The sequence below is a fragment of the Billgrantia sp. NRB1 genome (assembly GCF_056921725.1).
This window is the reverse complement of record NZ_CM167783.1, coordinates 798,746-817,135: the sequence shown is the minus strand read 5'-3', so window position 1 is coordinate 817,135 and position 18,390 is coordinate 798,746. Positions and strand designations below refer to the sequence as shown.

Sequence of the window (18,390 nt, the reverse complement as noted above, 5' to 3'; positions counted from 1 at the left end):
CAGCCTGACTGTGCCCCGTGACAGCTGCATTAACCTGCTATTTCAAAGCTGTGACCACCAGGCAAACGCCGGGTTCCCGCGGTTACATGGCGTTACTGGTAGCTGCTGGGATCGATGGCCTTGGCCAGGGAGTTGCGGTCGACCCACTTGCCGGCCTTGGTCTCCTTGTAGCGAAACACCACCCGATCGCCGACCGCAACGCCCAGCTCGGCCTCTTCAGTCTGATAGCTGTAGGCCTCGCCGTCGACCACCAGGTGGAAACGATAGAGGTCGGGCATGCCCAGCCACTCCTTGAAGGGCCCCTCCCGCTCCAGTGATTGCAGCTCGCCACGAGCCTCTAGCTTCGGGGTACGCTGGCGCTTACCGCGCCGAAATCCGCCTGCCATGCTGCCTCCTTCGGGGTGATCTGTCAGGGGGTCGGCATTATACGGTGCCCGTCTTCAGGCTCAAGTGCCGCCGGCACTCAGTCGCCGAAGGAGTCTCCGTAGCTGTCCGGCGCCAGATCCTCGAACCGGGTGTACTTGCCGATGAAGGCCATGTGTACCGTGCCGATGGGGCCGTTACGCTGCTTGCCGATGATCAGCTCGGCCAGCCCCTGGTTGTCGGGGTTATCCGGATTGTAGACCTCGTCACGGTAGACGAAGGTAATGATGTCTGCATCCTGTTCGATGGCGCCGGATTCACGTAGGTCCGACATCACCGGACGCTTGTTGGGGCGCTGCTCCAGCGAGCGGTTGAGCTGGGAGAGCGCCACCACCGGGCAGCCGAACTCCTTGGCCAGCCCCTTGAGGGAGCGAGAGATCTCCGAGATCTCACCGGTGCGGTTCTCCGAGAAGCCGGGAATCTGCATCAGCTGCAGGTAGTCGATCATGATCAGCGCCAGGTTGCCGTGCTCGCGCACCACCCGGCGAATGCGCGAGCGCATCTCGTTGGGCGACAGGGCCGCGGTATCGTCGATGAACAGCTGCTTGTCCTTGAGCAGGTTGACCGCCGAGGTGAGTCGCGGCCAGTCCTCGTCCTCCAGCTGGCCGGTACGCACCCGAGTCTGGTCGATCCTGCCCAGGGACGAAAGCATGCGCAGCATCAGCGACTCCGCCGGCATCTCCATGGAGAACACCATGACCGGCTTCTCGCTGGCGATCACCGCATGCTCCACCACGTTCATGGCGAAGGTCGTCTTGCCCATCGAGGGCCGCCCGGCAATGATCACCAGGTCGGAGGGCTGCAGCCCCGAGGTCATCTCGTCCAGGTCGCGAAAGCCGGTCGAGAGCCCGGTCATCTCGCCCTGCATGTTGAACAGCTCGTCGATGCGATCCACGGCCTTGGCCAGCAACTCGCTCATGCCCACGGGACCGCCCGTTTTGGGGCGTTCCTCGCTGATCTGGAACACCAGCCGTTCGGCCTCATCGAGCAGCTCGTCGGCGGGGCGGCCCTGGGGGGAGAAGGCGCCGTCGGCGATCTGGCTGGCGGCGCGGATCAGCTTGCGCAGGGTGGCACGCTCGCGAACGATATCGGCATAGGCGCGGATGTTGCTGGCCGAGGGGGTATTGCGCGCCAGCTCGGCAAGATAGGCCAGCCCGCCCACGGTCACCAGCTGGTCGCGCCCCTCCAGCGCCTCGGAGAGGGTCACCACGTCCAGCGGCTGGCCGGCCTCGGCGAGCCCGATCATGACGTTGAATACCAGGCGATGCTCATGGCGGTAGAAGTCGTCAGCCACCAGGCGGTCGGCCACGTTGTCCCATGCCTGGTTGTCGAGCATCAGACCGCCCAGCACCGACTGCTCCGCCTCCAGCGAGTGGGGCGGCACCTTCAGGGCGGCGGTTTCCTGATCCAACTCGACGGTGTCGTTCATGGCGGTCAGTGAGCCTCGGCAGCAGAGTAAGCGGCGCTCATTCTACCCCATCGCCCGGCGACACCCCATGGCCACATGCGGCCCTGAAGGAAAATCCCCGCGACCCTGACGGGCCGCGGGGAAAGATCGAAACAGCAGCCCGGCATCGCGACACGCCAAAGCTCCCGTTATCTGCAGTATGGTCGGGAAGTGGCCAGGAACCAGCGCCATGCAAGAACGCATTGGCCGTACTGTCAACGCAATAAAAAAGGGGCGCGGGGAGCCTAGCTCCCCGCGCCCCTGGCGGGCGTGACGCAGCCGATTATTCGGCCACGACCACCACGCGCACGGTGGCGTCGACTTCGGCGTGCAGGTGCAGGTCGATGTCGTATTCGCCGGTCTGGCGGATCGGACCTTCCGGCATACGCACTTCGCTCTTGGCGACATCGATGCCGGCCTGGCCCAGCGCCTCGGCCAGGTCGCGGGGACCGATGGAGCCGAACAGCTTGCCCTCATCGCCGGACTTGGCCACCAGCGACAGCTCGATCTCGGCCAGCTGGGCGGCACGCGCCTCGGCTTCGGCCTTGCGCTCGGCGGCCTGGGCCTCGAGCTCGGCACGCTGGGCCTCGAAGGCCTCGGTGTTTTCGCGGGTTGCCGGTACGGCCAGACCGTAGGGCACCAAGTAGTTGCGGCCATAGCCGGGCTTGACGGCGACCTTGTCACCCAGGCCGCCCAGCTTGCCAATCTTGTCGAGCAGAATGACTTCCATCTCGTGAACCTCTTGTCAGTCGCTGCGGGAGGCCAGACGGCCGCGGAAATCCACGAACACGTCGATGCAGGCCGCCAGCAGCACGATCAGTATCGTGGGCCAGGTGGTGATCAGCAGCAGATAGAAGGCGATCAGCCACAGCCCGTTCATGCCCTTGGCCCCGATGAAGCCATGTACCAGCGCGATGCCCGCCACCAGCAGGGGGATCCAGGCGAGCATGCTCAGGGCGGGAATCCCCACCACCATGCCCACCACAATCAGCGCGACCAGCAGCGCGAACTCGCGCACCGACAGGCGCAGCGCATGGAACTCCTGTCGGAAACCGCCGGGATTGTAGAGCCCCGCCTGCCAGCTGCGCCCCAGCGCCAGGCAGGCCACGGAGGCGACCAGCACCACCAGGCCAGTGACGCCGCCGATCAGCAGCGTGGCCAGCTCCTGGGTATCATACCCCTGGCGGGCCAGCTCGGTGAGCATGCGGTCGATCTCGTCCGATCCCTGGCGTAGCTGCTCCAGCAGCGCTTCGGTCCCGCCGGGCGGCACGAAGACCCCCAGCTGGATCAGCACCGCCCCGGCCAGGGCGCCGACGATCAGCGCTTCGCTCCAGCGCATGCGCTCGCGCAGCACCACCGCCATCAGCGTGACCAGCAGGACGGTGGCCAGCGGAATGGCATCGCCCCGGGTCCACCACAGGCCGGCCGGCACAGCCGCCGCGACGATGACCGGCAGCGCCGGCATCAACCCGCGACGCAGGGTCATCAGGGCGGCCACGGCGGCACTGAACCAGAACAGCCAGGGGACCAGCGCGGCCACCGCGGCCCCGCCTGCGGCATAGGGGGTTCCGCGCATCAGCCAGCGGGCAATCGGCAACATCAGGGCGTTCGACTTACTGGTGGCTGTCGGTGTAGGGCAGCAGCGCCAGGTAGCGTGAGCGCTTGATGGCGGTAGCCAGCTGGCGCTGATAACGGGCCTTGGTCCCGGTGATACGGCTGGGAACGATCTTGCCGGTCTCGGTGATGTAGGCCTTGAGCGTGTCCAGATCCTTGTAGTCGATCTGCTTCACGCCCTCTGCGGTGAAACGGCAGAACTTGCGGCGACGGAAAAAGCGTGCCATTGAGAGTCTCCTCTGGACGTGCGGAATCAGTTGGCTTCGGCGGTTTCGGCGCTACGCGGCTTTTCTTCGCGACGCGGGCGCTTCTCTTCTGCCGGCTTCATCATCGGCGAAGCTTCGGTGACGGCTTCCTTGCAACGCACGACCAGGCTACGAATGATGGCGTCGTTGAAGCGGAAGATGTTCTCGATTTCCTCGAGGGTCTCGCCGCTGCACTCGACGTTCATCAGCACATAGTGGGCCTTGTGGATCTTGTTGATCGGGTAGGCCAGGTGACGACGGCCCCAGTCCTCCAGGCGATGCACGGTGCCACCGCTGTCGGTGACGATGCTGGAGTAACGCTCGACCATGGACGGCACTTGTTCGCTCTGGTCCGGGTGGACCATGAACACGATCTCGTAATGACGCATGGGATCTCCTTTCGGGTTGGCAGCTTCCTCGTGAGAACCGCAGTCGCTCAGGGGAAGCAAGGAGGTGATAGTCAAAATGCAAACGCCCGCTCACGCAGGAACGGGCGCATGCATTCTAGTGAGGCGTGGCGCCAGATGCAAGAAAAGACCCGCTTTTCGGCCGCTCAGACGGGGGGCGTGCGGCGCTGGCGCACCGCCTCGAACAGCACAACTCCGGTGGCCACCGAGACGTTGAGGCTCGACACCGCGCCCGCCATGGGCAGCTTGACCAGGCTGTCGCAGGCCTCGCGCGTCAGCCGGCGCATGCCCTTGCCCTCGGCGCCCATGACCAGCGCCACGGGCCCCGTGAAGTCGGCATCAAAGACCAGCTGCTCGGCCTCGCCGGCAGTGCCGATGACCCAGACGCCCAGCGCCTTGAGCTTGGCCAGCGACCGGGCCAGATTGGTGACCTGATAGACCGGCACGCTCTCGGCGGCGCCACAGGCCACCTTGCGCACCGTGGCATTGAGCGGCGCGGCCTTGTCCTTGGGCACGATGACCCCGTGCACGCCGGCGGCGTCGGCACTGCGCAAACAGGCGCCGACATTGTGCACGTCGGTAACGCCATCCAGCACCAGCAGCAGCGGCGGGGCCGACAGCGGCCAGGCCTCCAGCCGGAACCAGAGTGCCGCCTCGCTCTCGGCGACCAGCGGTGGACACAGCGCCACCACCCCCTGATGAGCCGCCCCCTGGGCCAGGCGGTCGAGGTCATCCCGTGAGCGCGACTGCACCCGAGCCCCCAGCCGCCGGGCGGTCTCAACCAGCTCGGCGAGGCGCCGGCCAGCGTCGCCCTCCTGTATCCAGAGCTCACGCGGGGCCTCGCCACGCTCGATCAGGGCGCGAACCGCGTGCACCCCGAACACGGCCTCGAGCCCGCCAGGCACTCCGGCGGGTGGCCGGCCCCCCCCGCGCTTGCCGGACTCACCGCGACGCCTGCCCTGCCCCGACGCCATCAGCTGCGCCTCGGCTTGCGCGGCCCGCGGCGGCGCTTGCCGCCGCGAGCGCGCTTGTCTTCGCTCTTGTCGCCTGACGGGGACGCCGCGGGCGCCTCCGCGCTGCCGGCACGCCGCTTGCGGGGCGCACGCTTGGGCCGCGGCTTGTCGTCGGCCAGGGCGAAGTCGATCTTGCGATCGTCCAGATCGACCCGGGCCACCTGCACCGTGACGCCGTCGCCCAGCCGATAGCTCATACCGGTGCGTTCGCCCTTGAGGCGATGCTTCTCCGGCTCATAGTGGTAGTAGTCGGACGGCAGCGAGGTGACATGCACCAGGCCTTCCACAAAGACCTCATCGAGGCGCACGAAGATGCCGAACTGGGTCACCGAGGCGATGGTGCCGTCATACACCTCGCCGAGCTTGTCAGACATGAACTCGCACTTCAGCCAGTCCTCGACATCGCGGGTGGCATCGTCGGCGCGGCGCTCGGTCATCGAGCAGTGCTCGCCGAGCTCGAGCATCTGCTCGAAGGTGTAGGGGCACCACTTGCTGGGCGGGTCCACCTTGGCCCCCTCGGCGCGCAGCACGGTGTTGGTCTGACGCGGACCGCGGATCACCGAGCGGATCGCGCGATGCACCAGCAGGTCGGGATAGCGGCGAATCGGAGACGTAAAGTGGGCATAGGCCGGGTAGGCCAGGCCGAAGTGGCCCTCGTTGTGAGGCGAGTAGACCGCCCGGCTCATGGAGCGCAGCATCACGGTCTGGATCACGTCGGCATCGGGACGATCCTTGATCACCTCGGCCAGGTCGCGATAGTCCTCGGGACTGGGATCGTCGCCGCCCCCCAGCGACAGCCCCAGCTCATTGAGGAACAGACGCAGCTTGTCCAGGCGCTCCGGCGACGGCTTCTCGTGGATACGATAGAGGGCCGGCAGGTCGTGCTTGTCGAGGAAGCGGGCGGTGGCAACGTTGGCCGCCAGCATGCACTCCTCGATGATCTTGTGGGCATCGTTGCGGGAGCGCGGCACGATCTTCTCGATCTTGCGCTCCTCGTTGAAGACGATGGCCGTCTCGGTGGTCTCGAAGTCGATGGCCCCGCGCGCCTCGCGCGCCTCGCGCAGCACCCGGTAGAGCGCATTCAGGTTCTCGAGCGGCTTGACCAGCTCGCGGTACTCCTGGCGCAGGGCATCGCCCTCGGGGGCCTCCTCGTCGAGGATCGCCGCCACCTTGTTGTAGGTCAGCCGCGCATGGGAGCGGAACACCCCCTCGTAGAAGCGATAGCGGCTGATGGCACCGCTCTTCGAGATATTCAGCTCGCAGACCATGGCGAGGCGGTCGACGTCGGGATTCAAGGAGCACAGGCCGTTGGAGAGCAGCTCCGGCAGCATCGGCACCACCTGCCCCGGGAAGTAGACCGAGTTGCCGCGAGTGATCGCCTCCTGATCCAGCGCGCTGCCGGGACGCACGTAGTGGGCGACATCGGCGATCGCCACGATGAGCTTCCAGCTACCCGACTTGGTCTTCCAGGCGCAGACGGCGTCATCGAAGTCCTTGGCGCTCTCGTCGTCGATGGTCACCAGGGGCACGTCGCGCAGGTCGATGCGGTGCGCCTTGTCCTCCTCGACCACCTCGGCGGACATGCCGGCGATCTGGTCGTTCACCTCGGGGGGAAACTCGGCGGGAATCTCGTAACTGCGGATGGCGATATCGATCTCCATCCCCGGGTCCATGCGCTCGCCGAGCACTTCGATCACCTCGCCCACCGGCTGCACCCGGGTCTCGGGCTGCTGCACGATTTTCGCCGAGATCACCTGGCCATCCTGGGCCCCGCCGCAGGCGCTGTGGGGAATGATCACCTCCTGGGTGATGCGCGGATTCTCGGGAATCAGCACCCCGAACTCGGGCGTGTTCTCGCGGTAGACGCCCACCATGGTCTGGGTGTTGCGGGAGAGCACCTCGGCGATGGTGGCCTCGTCACGTCCTCGCCGGTCGCGCCCGCTGATGCGCACCAGCACGGCATCGCCGTGGAAAACGCGGCGCATCTGGCGCGGCGGCAGCACCAGGTCGGGCTTCTTGCCATCGTCGCGCAGCACGAAGCCAAACCCGTCGCGGTGGCCAAGCACCTTGCCCTTGATCAGGTCGAGCTTGTCGATCAGCGCATAGGCGCCGGCGCGGTTGCGCAGCACCTGGCCGTCGCGCTCCATGGCCGCCAGGCGGCGCCGCACCGCCTCCTGCAGGTCCTCATCCTCGAGCCCCAGCATGCGGCTCATCGCCTCATGGGTGATCGGCTTGCCGTACTCCTCGAGCCGGGCGAGCAGATACTCGCGACTGGGCGCCGGGTTGTCGTACTTGTGGGCCTCGCGGCTCGCGTGCGGGTCGTCGCTGAGCGTCCAATGGGTCATGCGTCAGGCATCCTTGGCAACGTCGGAGTGTGCGTTCTCGGTAGGGCCGATGGGGCGCAGGCGATACGCCGCGGGGGTGGGAACTTGCTATTAGGGTCTATTGTCATGGCCGCAGTATAGCGCCGGCGAAGGCACGACCCAACCTTGGGCATTGACACGCGCTTCCCGGCGGCGTTTTTTTTCGCCTCGCGACGCCGCGCGGCCTTGCATTGAGCGCGAAATTGGGTAACATACGCCTCGCCTGCCCAGATGGCGGAATTGGTAGACGCGCTAGCTTCAGGTGCTAGTGTCCTTACGGACGTGGAGGTTCAAGTCCTCTTCTGGGCACCATCGCCCCCCGGCCCGCATGGCCCGGGACGAAAAAAGGCATCGCTCGTGTTCGCCCAGGTGGCGGAATTGGTAGACGCGCTAGCTTCAGGTGCTAGTGTCCTTACGGACGTGGAGGTTCAAGTCCTCTCCTGGGCACCATCCCAGATGCGTGAACACGACAGCGACATGATGCGCCCAGGTGGCGGAATTGGTAGACGCGCTAGCTTCAGGTGCTAGTATCCTTACGGATGTGGAGGTTCAAGTCCTCTCCTGGGCACCACCGTTCTCACGGTCCCAGCCGCGTCATGTCGAGACAGCAAGCTATCGGAAACCGCGACGCGATCGCGGTTTTTTTGTGCCCACCAATCAAGCCTAGCCATTACCGTCGCGAGCGAAGAAAGGCGGCTTCTCGCCGGAGCGCAGCAACCGGAGTTGACTTGCGGCTCAATGAGGATTGCGAGTACCGCCGAGAAGCCGGATTTCGAGCGCAGCAGGGAATGGCCGGCTTGATCAGAAGCGGGCGGGCAGTCGCGCCACTTCTTCCAACGCCCACCCCTCGGCCACCACCTCCCCTTCCAGCGCCTCGGCCACCGCCTCAGGCAGCTGCGGGAAGAAATTCAGCCCGGTGCGCGCCTCGACCTCCTCGACGCTGACCAGATAGTCGTCCAGCGGCTCATCGCCACGCACCGCCTGGGGCATGATGAAAGCCAGCACCCTGGGGGACTCGGCCGGCACCACGATGATCTTGTAGAAGGCCTCGGGAATCTCGACGAGCCCCACGCGATTGAGCACGTTGTCGAAGAAGCGTTCCGGAAACACCGGCCCGGTGATCACCTGCACCACCCCGAAGCGCGGCACGAAGTGGTCGATCACGACCTCCTCGAGGCGCTGCCACAGCCGCCGGTTGAGGTCCGGGCGCTGGGGCGAGATATTGCTCATCAGAAAGGTCTGGCGCTGGGCATCGGCCCCGTGCACCGAGGCGATGGCGTAGTTGGGGGCGAGGTGGCCGCGGTCGTAGCCGCTGCCGAAGTAGCTATCGGCGGCGATAGGCCAGAGGGTACGCCAGTCGCGACGGAAGTTCGGCCGCGGACCGACGCCGGTCTCATCCAGCTCATACAGGAAGTAGCTCACCCACAGTGGGTTGACCCGTACGTCGGACCAGCCCACCAGAAACCCATCGTTGCGCAGCACGCGGTGTGCGGTGAGCGGCGTGAACGTCTCCCAGGTGGGGACGCCCATCCAGCTGAGCGAGTCGCGGTACTCCTGCTCCTGGGTATACCAGAGCCCGCTGCCCACCAGTACGAACAGCAGGGTGATGCCGAAGCGGCGGGCCTGGCGGCGCCAGCGTGACAGGCGTGGGGAGCGTCGGCGTCTTGCCATCCTTGGTCGTTTCGCATCCGGTCAGTGAGGCCGCCGGACGTCTCAGCGCGGCGGCATGGGGGCGAGAGAGCGAACGTATCCGTTGGCTACCAGCCCAGCGAAAACATCGTCTCGAGGTCGTGGCGAGAGTGCACCTGCATGGCGTTGAGTGTCTCGGTGTCGCGAATGCCCTCCACGGCGTTGAGCCGCTCGGTGACCAGCTCGGCGAGGCTCTCGAAGTCCCGAGTGCGGGCGATCGCCACCAGGTCGTAGCGGCCACAGGTGGAGTAGACCTCGCTGATTCCCTCGACGTCGGCGAGCCGTTCGGCCACCGCCTTGACCTGGCCCTTGTCGGTGTTGATCAGGATCACGGCATTCTGCATCGGACACTCTCCCGGGTCGGATAACTCCCGCGGCAAGGCAGTCGCCGCGACCTGGCGCGAGTATAGCAGCGCACCGAGCCAAGCTGAATTGCCGCGCCTCCCCGACCGATGCTTCGCCCGGTCACCGATCAGATGTAGTAGAGCAGCAGCGAGGCGGTCAGCAACACGGCCACCCAGAGCACCATGCTGCCGGTCGGCCAGGTGCGCGCCAGAACCCCCCTCGGTCCGTGGTAGCGCATGGCCTGAACGACGATGCGGCGCAAGGGCCAGCGCAGGGCCGCGAGCAGGCTGCGCCAGGCGATGGTGCCGTGGCGGTGGACCAGGCCAACGGCGCGGGGCGCCGCCACGCGATAGAACCAGTCCGTGTCGAGGGTGATTCTGTCCTTGGGCGCCATGAACCTCAGCAGGACGAAGAAGACCAGGCCGACGAACGAGAGCAGCTGCAGATCCCAGAACACATGGGCCAGCGTATAGGCGTTGTAGCCCACCGGCTGATGCGGAAGCATCTGGTAAAGCCACTGCGGATAGACGCCGATGAAGAGGCAGAAGAACGCCGCGATCCCCATGGCGACCAGCATGTTGGTCGGCGCCTCGCGGGGGCGTAGCCCGCTGTCGCGCCCCAGGAAGGCGAACCAGGGCAGCTTGAGACCCACGCTCAGGAAGGTACCGGCCGATGCCAGCGAGAGGACCAGCCAGACAAGTGCCGCCTGACGGTCGGCATAGGCCTCGAGGATCATCGTCTTGCTGACGAAGCCACTGGTCAGCGGCAGCGCGGAAATCGAGAAGGCGGCGATCATGTAGAAGACGAAGGTCACCGGCATGTAGCGGTACAACCCACCCAGCTCGGTCAGCTTCGCGCGTCCGGTCATCTGGATGATGGCCCCGGCGCTCATGAACAGCAGCGCCTTGTAGAGGATATGGGTGTAGGCATGGGCCGCGGCGCCGTTCAGCGCCATGGCGGTACCAAGACCGATACCGGCCACCATGAAACCGACCTGGCTGACGATGTGATAGGCGAGCAGCCGACGGATGTTGTTGGCCAGCACCGCATAGGTGACCCCCCAGAGGGTCATGAGCGCCCCCAGCCAGACCAGCACCTCGGCCTCGGGAAATCCCCGAATCAGGGTGTAGACCGCCGTCTTGGTGGTAAAGGCACACAGGAACACCGCCCCGGTCACCGTGGTTTCCGGATAGGCATCGGTGAGCCAGGCATGCAGGGGCGGCACCGCGGCATTGATCATGAAGCCGAGCAGAATCAGCCAGAACGCCGGACCGCCCGGCTCGATGGCATCGAAGCTCAGGCTTCCGCCCTGGCTGTAGTAGAGCACGATGCCGGCCAGCAGCAGCACGCCGCTCACCGCGTGCACCAGCAGATAGCGAAAACCGGCCGCCAGCGAGGCGGCCCGGCGATTGCGCCAGATCAGCCAGACCGAGGAGAGCATCATCAGCTCCCAGAAGACGTAGAGGGTGACCAGGTCGCCGGCAAACACCACGCCCATGGCCGAGCCGGCATAGAGCAAGCCGGCCACGTGCTGGATGGTGTCGCGCACATGCAGGGCATAGATGGCGCCTAACAGGGCCATGATGGCGAACACATGAGCAAACACCAGGCTCAGCGCGTCTACCCGCCCCAGGGTCAGCGGCATGGCGAGGAATTCAAGGCTGCCGTGAGTTCCCGGTGCGCTGCCGAGCACGGCGAAAAGGGCCAGCGTGGGCGCGGCCAGCAGCATCAGCTTCTTCGCCACTCCGCGCAACACCGAGACCAGCAGCCCCCCCAGGATCAGCACCAGGGAAGGCGAGAGCCACTCGATGATAGGCCAGTTGATCGCGAACCACTCATGCATAACGGCTGATCCTCAATGGTGGGCTGCATTCCACTCGGCTCAAGACGGGTCGGATCTACCGCGCTCCTCGTCGTCCTCGTCGAGCGCCCGGTAGGGGGCCAGCTCCTGGTCGTAATAGGCCTCCCGGCGATAGACCAGCCCCAGGCCCAGCGCCTTGGCCAGACCAATGAGGATCAGGCAGGCCAGCGCCCCGAACAGCGCGCCGAATCCGCCCCACGTCTCCCAGGCGAAGCGGTCATAGCCGGTAGGGATCAGCCAATCGGCGATCACCAGCCCCGCCATGGCGGCCAGCACTCCCCGTTTCAGCCAGTTGGCATGGCGTACCAGTCGGTCGAGCAGCTTGACGAGCATGTTCCCCCCCGTGGATCCGAATCAGTTGGCGAACAGCCCGGCCAGCATGGCGCGCAGCGGGTCCGCCGCCAGGAACAGCGCCATGCCGCCCAGCGCCGTGAGGCACAGCGGCACCACGCACAGCAGCGGCGCCTCCCGGATACCGCCGTGCCCCTCCGTCGCCTGCTTTGGCGGCATGAGAAACGCCCTCACGACCGGCGTGAGTAGATAGGCGATATTGAGCAGCGTGCTCAGCATGATCACCAGGACCATGAGCAGCTGCCCGCTGTCGGCCGCCCCCAGCACCAGATGCCACTTGCTCCACAGCCCCCCCATGGGGGGGACGCCGATGACCGCCAGGGCCCCGAGCAGGAAGGCGCCCATGGTGAAGGGCATGCGTCGCCCGAGGCCGTCCATCTCGCTGACATGGGTCTTCTTGCTGGCCACGTAAATGGCGCCGGCACAGAAGAACAGCGTAATCTTGCCGAAGGCGTGCATGACGATATGCATGCCGCCGCCAATGGCCGCCAGCTCGTGGGCCAGCATCGCCCCCAGGGTGATGTAGGAGAGCTGACCGACCGTGGAGTAGGCCAGCCGCGCCTTGAGATTGTCCTTCTGGATGGCCACCAGCGATGCCGCCAGCAGGGAAAAGGCGGCGATAGACATCAGCAGGTCCGCACTCCACAGCTCGCGGAGATAATCCTGCCCGAAGATGTAGGTGCTCACCTTGAGCACGGTGAAGACCCCGGCCTTGACCACCGCCACGGCGTGCAGCAGCGCGGATACGGGGGTAGGCGCCACCATGGCAGCGGGCAGCCAGCGATGAAAGGGCATCAGCGCGGCCTTGCCGATGCCATAGATGTAGAGCAGCAGCAATAGCGCCCCCAGGCCGTGGCCCACGCGCCCCTCCATGATCCCACCGTCGGTGAAACTCAGGGAACCGGTCAGCCACCAGGTCGCGACGATGGCCACCAGCTGGAAACCAATGGACGTCCCCAGCAGCAGTCCCAGGTAAGTGCGCGCCCCTTGCTGGGCTTCTCGGTTGCCCTTGTGGGCCACCAGCGGATAGGTAGAGAGCGTCAGCACCTCGTAGAAAATGAAAAGCGTGAACATGTTCTCGGCAAAGGCAATGCCCATCACCGAGAACAGGGCAACCGCGAAACAGGCATGAAAGCGCGTCTGCTTGCTCTCGTTGGCGCCGCGCATGTAGCCGATGGCGTAGAGCGAGGTGATGATCCAGAGGCTGGAGGCCACCAGCGCGAAGACCATGCCAAGCGGCTCGACCTCGAAGGCCATGCTCAGCCCCGGCAGCAGTTCGATCAGCGTCACGGCGGGCCGCTCGCCCGCCAGCACGGCCGGCAAGAGCTGCAGCACCGCGGTGAACAGCAGCGCGGCGATGGCCACCATCAGGCCATCACGAAGATTGGGGTGGCGGCCGCTCAGTGCAATCACCCCCGCCCCGAGGGCCGGAATGGCCAGAGTAAGCGGAATCGCCACGGAGGCGTCGATGAACGAGAACACACTCACCGGTAGCCTCCCATCAATGCCTCGGCGGCATGCTCGGCCAGGCCCACCGGCAGGGAGGTCTCGATACCGAAATAGAGGCAGGCCAGGGTGAGAAACCAGGTAGGAAGGAGCAGCGACAGCGGTGCTTCTCTCACCGCCATTCGCCTCAGCGGTGCGTGGAAGAACGCCACCTCCACCACCCGCCAGACGTAGAGCAGGGCCAGCACCGAGGTGCCCAACAGGAAGACGGCGATGGGCCAGAGCCCGCCGTCCAGGGCGGCAAGAATCAGATGCCACTTGGTGACGAAGCCGGCCGTCAGCGGGACGCCGATCAGCGACAGCCCGGCAATGATGAAGGCCGTCATGGTCCAGGGCATCCGCTGCCCCGCCCCCGTCATGTGAGCGAGGGACACACCGCCGAGCCGGTAGGCGATGCAGCCCAGCGCCATGAAGAGTGCCGCCTTGGTGATCGCATGATTGAAGAGGTGCAGCACCGAGGCCATCAGCCCCAGGGTGCTGGCGAAGCTGATGCCCAGAATGATATAGCCCACCTGCGCCACGCTGGAGTAGGCAAACATGCGCTTCACGTTGGTATGGAAGATGGCCACGATCGAGGGTATCAGGATGCCGAGCATCGCCAGCGGCATCAGCAGCAGGTTCATTTCAAGCTCATCGAAGCTCAGCTCATAGCCGAACACGCCGAAGATGAAGCGCATCAGCACATAGATGGCCACCTTGGTTGCCGTGGCGGAGAGGAACACGGTGACCATGGAGGGGGCGTAGGCGTAGGCGTTGGGCAGCCAAAGGTGAAGCGGAAAGAGGGCCAGCTTCAGCGAGATGCCCACCACGATGAAGGCCTGAGCGGCACGCACCGTCCTGGTGTCGTTGACCTCCGGCAGCCTCTCGGCCAGGTCCACCAGGTTCAGGGTGCCGGTCATGATATAAAGAAAGCCGATGCCGATGAGCAGGAAAGTGGTCCCGATCGTTCCCATCATCAGGTACTGATAGGACGCCATCACGGCCTGGCGCTCGCGCCCCGTGGCAATGAGGGAGTAAGACGCCAGCGCGGCAATCTCGAAGAAGACGAAGATATTGAAGGCATCACCGGTGATGGCGATGCCCAGCAGCCCGCAGTTAGCCAGCAGGAAGGCGGCATAGAAGAAGCCGTGCTTGTCTTCGCGGACCTCACTGGCCACGCTGAGCCGCGCGAAGGGCATGACCACCGCGCTGATGAAGCTGATCACCAGCAGCACCAGAATATTGACCGAGTCCACCCGGTACTCGATTCCCACCGGCGGCAGCCAGCCGCCCATATGGTAGGCGACGACGCCTTCGGCCTGAACACGGAGCAGCAGCAGTAGGGAAATCGTTAGAGTGAGCCAGCTGGCCAAGGTCGCGGTCGCCCAAGCCGCCCGCGGCGAGCGGGCCATGAGCATCACCAGCGGGGCCGCCAGCATGGGCACGATGACCTGAAGCGCCGGCAAATGATGCTCAATAAGCCCCATCACTGGGCCTCGTCCTGAGCGTGGATTTCGTCCTCCTCGATGGTGCCGTAGAGCTCATGGATACGCACCACCAGGGCAAGACCCACGGCGGTCAGGGCCACGCCCACCACGATGGCGGTCAGGATGAGCACATGGGGAAGCGGGTTGGAGTAGTCGCTGACCCCTTCCAGGTAAACCGGTGCGGTGCCGCCATCCAGCTTGGCCAGGCTGATGAAGAAGATGAACACGGAGGTCTGAAAGATGTTCAGGCCGACGATCTTCTTGATCAGATTGCCCTGGGCGATGACGATGTAGAATCCCACCATCATGAGCACCACCACCACCCAGTAGTTATAGAACCCGATCCACTCCATTACTCCCGCTCCCTGCCGGCAAAGGCATAGAACAAGGTAAGGGCAACGGCGGCCACGGTGATGCCTACGCCCAGTTCGATGCCGATGATCCCTAGGGTTTCGCCTGCCTGGTCGTTCGTCAGCAGCACCTTGTACTCGAGAAACTGGCCGCCCAGTAGAATGCCGGCGAGGCCAATGCCGATATAGAGCAGCACGCCAAGCGCCGCCAGAAACCGGGCCACCTCCGGGGGAATGGCCTCCTGAGCCATGTCCAGCCCGAAGATCAGGCTGAAGATGATGAAACCAGCGGAAAAGATGATGCCTGCCTGGAAGCCGCCTCCAGGGCTGTATTCGCCATGAAACTGGATGTAGAGCGCATAGATCACGATCAGCGGAATCATGATCTTGGTGACGATCCGCAGCACGATGTGATGTCTCACGCGCCGCCCTCCCTGCTGCCCGCCCTCTTCCGACGGCGCTTGCGCTGTCGGGCCCGACCGCTGCCGATCACCAGCAGCACCGCCACCGCGGCGGTGAGCACGACCACGGCCTCCCCCAGGGTATCCAGCGCTCGATAGCTGGCCAGCACCGAGGCCACCATATTGGGGATGCCGATCTCCTCCACCGACTGCTGGGTGAAATAGGGCGCCAGATGGGTATGAGCGGGCGCCTGGGGATCACCGACCTGTGGCATGTCCAGGGTGCCGTAAATGAGCGCCGCGCCGGTGATGATGACCACCACCAGCGCCAGGGCGTTCTGCCGCGTGATGCGTACCTTCTCTTCGCTGGTGGTGAGTGCCAGAGCGGCCAGCATGAGGATGATCATGATCCCAGCCCCCACGGCGGCTTCTGTCAGCGCCACATCCACGGCGTCAAGCATCACGAACAACGAAGCCGCCAGCAGGCTGTAGATGCCCGTGAGCATGATCACCGCGAAGAGGTTGCGAATCCTCACCACGGCAATCGCTACCAGTGCCATGAAGGCCAGCAGTACAAGGTCGATCAGGGCTGCGATGACTCACCCTCCTTGTCAGACCGCCAGGGAGAGAGCTTGCGCTGGCGCGCCGTCTTGGTCAGGGCATGGCTGGCGGCAGGCGCGGTAAAAAACAGGAACACCAGGGTGAACAGCAGCTTGGCCGCGACCCCAAAGGAGTCGGCCTGGAGCATCAAGCCACCGAGAATCAGGATCATGCAGAGGGTATCGGTCATCCCGGCGGCCTGAATACGGGAGTAGAAATCGGGAAAACGCAGCAGGCCGACGCCGCTGATGACCACCAGTATGGCGCCGCTGACCAGCATGAGCCCGCTGAGCAGATCCAGTAACAGGCTCATGATGTCTCCTCCTCATCGCGGCTGCCCGCTGCGCCGAAGCGGCCGGACTCGAAGAAGCGCAGAACGGCCACGACGCCGATGTAATTGAGCAGCGCGTAGACGATGGCGATGTCGATGAACTCAGGACGGCCGACGATGAAGCCAAGCAGGGCAATGAGCAGTACCGTCAGGCTACCCACGACATTCACTGCCAGGAGCCGGTCGAAGAGCGTAGGGCCCAGATAGGCGCGGGTCAGTGCGCAGCCTATGCTGACAAGAACGGCCAGGGCGATAACAACCAGCATCAGGATTTCCCCTCGAGTTGCGTTACTCGCCGGTCCATTTCACCGCGCAGCACGCCCTGCTCCAGCTCCTCGGTCAAGGCGTAGAACCACACCTCCTGTTCACGAACATAGACGGTCACCGTGCCCGGCGTCAGCGTGATGGAGTTGGCGAGAAAGACCCTACCCAGATCGGTTTTTTGGGTGGCATCCAGGCGGCTAATGCGCGGACTCAGGCTCTTGCGCCCTCTAACGATATGAAGGGCCACCACCAGATTGGCCTTCACGACCTCCTTGAACAGCCAGGGAAGATACTGGATGACGGGGAGCATCAGGTGGATGGGATGCCCTTCTCGATCCAGAATTCTCATGCGGTATGCAAGATAGACGGTGAGGGCGACCGATGCAGCGCCTAGCGGCACAAGAACCGGATGCGTCCAGTAACCGGACAGCAGCAGCCAGATGGCAGCCATCATGACAGTCAGGCTGACAGCATACTTGAGCACATTGCCCCCTTGAATGACCGCAGGAAGTTTAGCGCATAAGGTCTATCCACCTTACATCGTTCAGCCGTCACATGACGCGCCGACTGATTTAGACTTTGTACTTAATTTCCGCCTTATCTACCCCATGGTCACTTGCGATTAACGCTCATTCAAACGGAAAATCAACCGCCTTGGCGTTCGGCACGCCCTTAGAAGCAAGCCGTATCCAATCCCTCCAGAGCGAGCAGGCGGCGCTTTAGTTCGAGCCCTCCGCTGTACCCTCCCAGCCCACCGGCCGCCACCACCCGATGGCAGGGAATCAGCAGCGGCAGGGGATTTGCGCCGTTGGCGGCGCCGATCGCCCGGGCCGCTCCCTCGCGTCCCAGCCGCCTGGCCAATTCGCCGTAGGTGCAGGTCTCCCCGTAGGGAATGCGCTGCAGCGCCGACCATACCTGGCGCTGAAAATCGCTGCCGCCCGGCGCCAGAGGTAGACTAAAGCTGCGACGCCGCCCCGCCAGGTAGGCCAGCAGTTGCTCGCGCACTTCCTCCAGCGCCTCGTCATCACGGCGCGCATCGGTGGGGTCCGCCAGCCCCTCGGCATCGAGGGTCAGCCGCGTGATCCCCTGGTGCTCGTCGGCCTCGATCAGCAGCTCGCCCAGCGACGAGCCCAGTCGCGTAAAGATTGCCATCTCTCCCCTCCCTTGTCTGTGTCTGTCGATCGCCTGGGCGCTCGTCCCAACCGCTTCCTTCAGCGTTCGGCGCGTCGCTTCGAACTCAACGCCCCGAGACGGGTCGGAGCAACAGACGGACGACTACCGTCGACTCCATGATACCCGCCAATAGGGCTATCATGGCCGATAACTCAGACCGTGACGATAAGGAGACTCCATGGGCAATCAGAGCCGTCGTGACTTCATGCGCAACAGCCTGCTGGGCCTGGCCGCCCTGCCCCTGGGCGCGGGCATCCTATCGAAACAGGCCTTCGCTGAGACGCTGCCGCGCCTGGACCCCAACGACGACCAGGCACAGGCCTTGAACTATGTCGAGGTGGCCAGCGATGCCAGCGACCACCCGGCCTACGAAGAGGGTGAGGTCTGTGACAACTGCATGTTCTTCGAGGCCGATACGGAAGGCTGCCAGCTGTTCCCGCAGCACAGCGTAGAGCCCCAGGGCTGGTGCCAATCCTGGGCTCCCATCACCTGAGGGCAACGTCGCGAGTGCACTATCTGCATGTCAACGACCGGGCGCCCG

22 protein-coding genes and 3 tRNA genes are annotated in these 18,390 nt (G+C 64.8%); 4 read left to right on the top strand and 21 right to left on the bottom strand.

Annotation, left to right across the window (positions count from 1 at the left end; translation table 11 throughout):
- Positions 1 to 92: 92 nt before the first annotated feature.
- From ACZIYR_RS03745 to rnr, 8 genes are all read right to left on the bottom strand, one after another.
- On the bottom strand, positions 93 to 386 hold the full coding sequence (locus ACZIYR_RS03745; RefSeq protein ID WP_473032455.1) for a hypothetical protein: 294 nt from the start codon (positions 384 to 386) through the stop codon (positions 93 to 95).
- Positions 387 to 463: 77 nt separating this feature from the next.
- Positions 464 to 1,852, bottom strand: coding sequence for a replicative DNA helicase (gene dnaB, locus ACZIYR_RS03740; RefSeq protein WP_483528237.1), 1,389 nt, complete (start codon positions 1,850 to 1,852; stop codon positions 464 to 466).
- A 301-nt stretch (positions 1,853 to 2,153) separates the two neighbouring features.
- Positions 2,154 to 2,600 carry a 50S ribosomal protein L9 gene (rplI, locus tag ACZIYR_RS03735; protein WP_473032454.1) on the bottom strand — a complete coding sequence of 149 codons (447 nt, stop codon included), beginning with the start codon at positions 2,598 to 2,600 and terminating at the stop codon, positions 2,154 to 2,156.
- A 15-nt stretch (positions 2,601 to 2,615) separates the two neighbouring features.
- The gene (locus ACZIYR_RS03730; RefSeq protein ID WP_483528236.1) at positions 2,616 to 3,470 is read right to left on the bottom strand and encodes a hypothetical protein; all 855 of its coding nucleotides are present in this window, start codon (positions 3,468 to 3,470) and stop codon (positions 2,616 to 2,618) included.
- Positions 3,471 to 3,483: 13 nt separating this feature from the next.
- On the bottom strand, positions 3,484 to 3,711 hold the full coding sequence (gene rpsR / locus ACZIYR_RS03725) for a 30S ribosomal protein S18 (protein ID WP_102652548.1): 228 nt from the start codon (positions 3,709 to 3,711) through the stop codon (positions 3,484 to 3,486).
- A gap of 26 nt (positions 3,712 to 3,737) precedes the next feature.
- The gene (gene rpsF / locus ACZIYR_RS03720; protein WP_473032451.1) at positions 3,738 to 4,118 is read right to left on the bottom strand and encodes a 30S ribosomal protein S6; all 381 of its coding nucleotides are present in this window, start codon (positions 4,116 to 4,118) and stop codon (positions 3,738 to 3,740) included.
- 164 nt (positions 4,119 to 4,282) lie between these two features.
- Complete coding sequence (rlmB, locus tag ACZIYR_RS03715) at positions 4,283 to 5,110, bottom strand: 23S rRNA (guanosine(2251)-2'-O)-methyltransferase RlmB (protein WP_483528235.1); 828 nt, start codon at positions 5,108 to 5,110, stop codon at positions 4,283 to 4,285.
- Positions 5,110 to 7,494, bottom strand: a complete 2,385-nt coding sequence (rnr, locus tag ACZIYR_RS03710; protein WP_483528234.1) for a ribonuclease R — start codon at positions 7,492 to 7,494, stop codon at positions 5,110 to 5,112. The genes rlmB and rnr overlap by 1 nt, the downstream gene beginning before the upstream one ends.
- Positions 7,495 to 7,737: 243 nt before the next feature.
- Between rnr and ACZIYR_RS03705 the strand changes: the two genes are divergently transcribed.
- From ACZIYR_RS03705 to ACZIYR_RS03695, 3 genes are all read left to right on the top strand, one after another.
- Positions 7,738 to 7,824 (top strand) — tRNA-Leu (locus tag ACZIYR_RS03705).
- A 51-nt stretch (positions 7,825 to 7,875) separates the two neighbouring features.
- A tRNA-Leu gene (locus ACZIYR_RS03700) sits at positions 7,876 to 7,962 on the top strand.
- Between the two features lie 34 nt (positions 7,963 to 7,996).
- A tRNA-Leu gene (locus tag ACZIYR_RS03695) sits at positions 7,997 to 8,083 on the top strand.
- 230 nt (positions 8,084 to 8,313) lie between these two features.
- On the opposite strand, the gene ACZIYR_RS03690 is transcribed toward ACZIYR_RS03695, so the two are convergent.
- The 13 genes from ACZIYR_RS03690 to ACZIYR_RS03630 all read right to left on the bottom strand — a co-directional run bounded on the left by ACZIYR_RS03690 (position 8,314) and on the right by ACZIYR_RS03630 (position 17,828).
- The gene (locus ACZIYR_RS03690; RefSeq protein WP_483528233.1) at positions 8,314 to 9,183 is read right to left on the bottom strand and encodes a DNA/RNA non-specific endonuclease; all 870 of its coding nucleotides are present in this window, start codon (positions 9,181 to 9,183) and stop codon (positions 8,314 to 8,316) included.
- An 86-nt stretch (positions 9,184 to 9,269) separates the two neighbouring features.
- Entirely contained in the window at positions 9,270 to 9,545 is a 276-nt protein-coding gene (locus ACZIYR_RS03685; protein WP_043510462.1) for an Lrp/AsnC family transcriptional regulator, read from the bottom strand.
- A gap of 128 nt (positions 9,546 to 9,673) precedes the next feature.
- Positions 9,674 to 11,389: a Na(+)/H(+) antiporter subunit D gene (locus ACZIYR_RS03680; protein WP_483528232.1), complete on the bottom strand. Its 1,716-nt coding sequence runs from the start codon at positions 11,387 to 11,389 to the stop codon at positions 9,674 to 9,676.
- 39 nt (positions 11,390 to 11,428) lie between these two features.
- Entirely contained in the window at positions 11,429 to 11,740 is a 312-nt protein-coding gene (locus ACZIYR_RS03675) for a hypothetical protein (protein ID WP_483528231.1), read from the bottom strand.
- A gap of 21 nt (positions 11,741 to 11,761) precedes the next feature.
- Positions 11,762 to 13,246 (bottom strand): proton-conducting transporter transmembrane domain-containing protein, encoded by a 1,485-nt coding sequence (locus ACZIYR_RS03670; RefSeq protein WP_483528230.1) that lies wholly within the window; start codon positions 13,244 to 13,246, stop codon positions 11,762 to 11,764.
- The gene (locus ACZIYR_RS03665) at positions 13,243 to 14,730 is read right to left on the bottom strand and encodes a monovalent cation/H+ antiporter subunit D family protein (protein ID WP_483528229.1); all 1,488 of its coding nucleotides are present in this window, start codon (positions 14,728 to 14,730) and stop codon (positions 13,243 to 13,245) included. Before ACZIYR_RS03665 ends, ACZIYR_RS03670 begins: the two co-directional genes overlap by 4 nt.
- Entirely contained in the window at positions 14,730 to 15,083 is a 354-nt protein-coding gene (locus tag ACZIYR_RS03660; RefSeq protein ID WP_473032445.1) for a cation:proton antiporter subunit C, read from the bottom strand. Before ACZIYR_RS03660 ends, ACZIYR_RS03665 begins: the two co-directional genes overlap by 1 nt.
- Positions 15,083 to 15,502 carry a Na(+)/H(+) antiporter subunit B gene (locus ACZIYR_RS03655; protein ID WP_483528228.1) on the bottom strand — a complete coding sequence of 140 codons (420 nt, stop codon included), beginning with the start codon at positions 15,500 to 15,502 and terminating at the stop codon, positions 15,083 to 15,085. Before ACZIYR_RS03655 ends, ACZIYR_RS03660 begins: the two co-directional genes overlap by 1 nt.
- Entirely contained in the window at positions 15,499 to 16,041 is a 543-nt protein-coding gene (locus ACZIYR_RS03650) for a DUF4040 domain-containing protein (protein ID WP_483528227.1), read from the bottom strand. Before ACZIYR_RS03650 ends, ACZIYR_RS03655 begins: the two co-directional genes overlap by 4 nt.
- Positions 16,042 to 16,064: 23 nt before the next feature.
- Positions 16,065 to 16,394, bottom strand: a complete 330-nt coding sequence (gene mnhG, locus ACZIYR_RS03645; protein ID WP_473032442.1) for a monovalent cation/H(+) antiporter subunit G — start codon at positions 16,392 to 16,394, stop codon at positions 16,065 to 16,067.
- Positions 16,391 to 16,678, bottom strand: coding sequence for an MrpF/PhaF family protein (locus ACZIYR_RS03640; protein ID WP_473032441.1), 288 nt, complete (start codon positions 16,676 to 16,678; stop codon positions 16,391 to 16,393). The genes mnhG and ACZIYR_RS03640 overlap by 4 nt, the downstream gene beginning before the upstream one ends.
- Positions 16,678 to 17,160, bottom strand: coding sequence for a Na+/H+ antiporter subunit E (locus ACZIYR_RS03635; protein WP_483528226.1), 483 nt, complete (start codon positions 17,158 to 17,160; stop codon positions 16,678 to 16,680). The genes ACZIYR_RS03640 and ACZIYR_RS03635 overlap by 1 nt, the downstream gene beginning before the upstream one ends.
- A gap of 188 nt (positions 17,161 to 17,348) precedes the next feature.
- The gene (locus tag ACZIYR_RS03630) at positions 17,349 to 17,828 is read right to left on the bottom strand and encodes a methylated-DNA--[protein]-cysteine S-methyltransferase (RefSeq protein ID WP_483528225.1); all 480 of its coding nucleotides are present in this window, start codon (positions 17,826 to 17,828) and stop codon (positions 17,349 to 17,351) included.
- Positions 17,829 to 18,027: 199 nt separating this feature from the next.
- On the opposite strand from ACZIYR_RS03630, the gene ACZIYR_RS03625 reads away from it, so the two are divergent.
- Positions 18,028 to 18,342 carry a high-potential iron-sulfur protein gene (locus tag ACZIYR_RS03625; protein WP_473032438.1) on the top strand — a complete coding sequence of 105 codons (315 nt, stop codon included), beginning with the start codon at positions 18,028 to 18,030 and terminating at the stop codon, positions 18,340 to 18,342.
- The last annotated feature ends 48 nt before the right edge of the window (positions 18,343 to 18,390 follow it).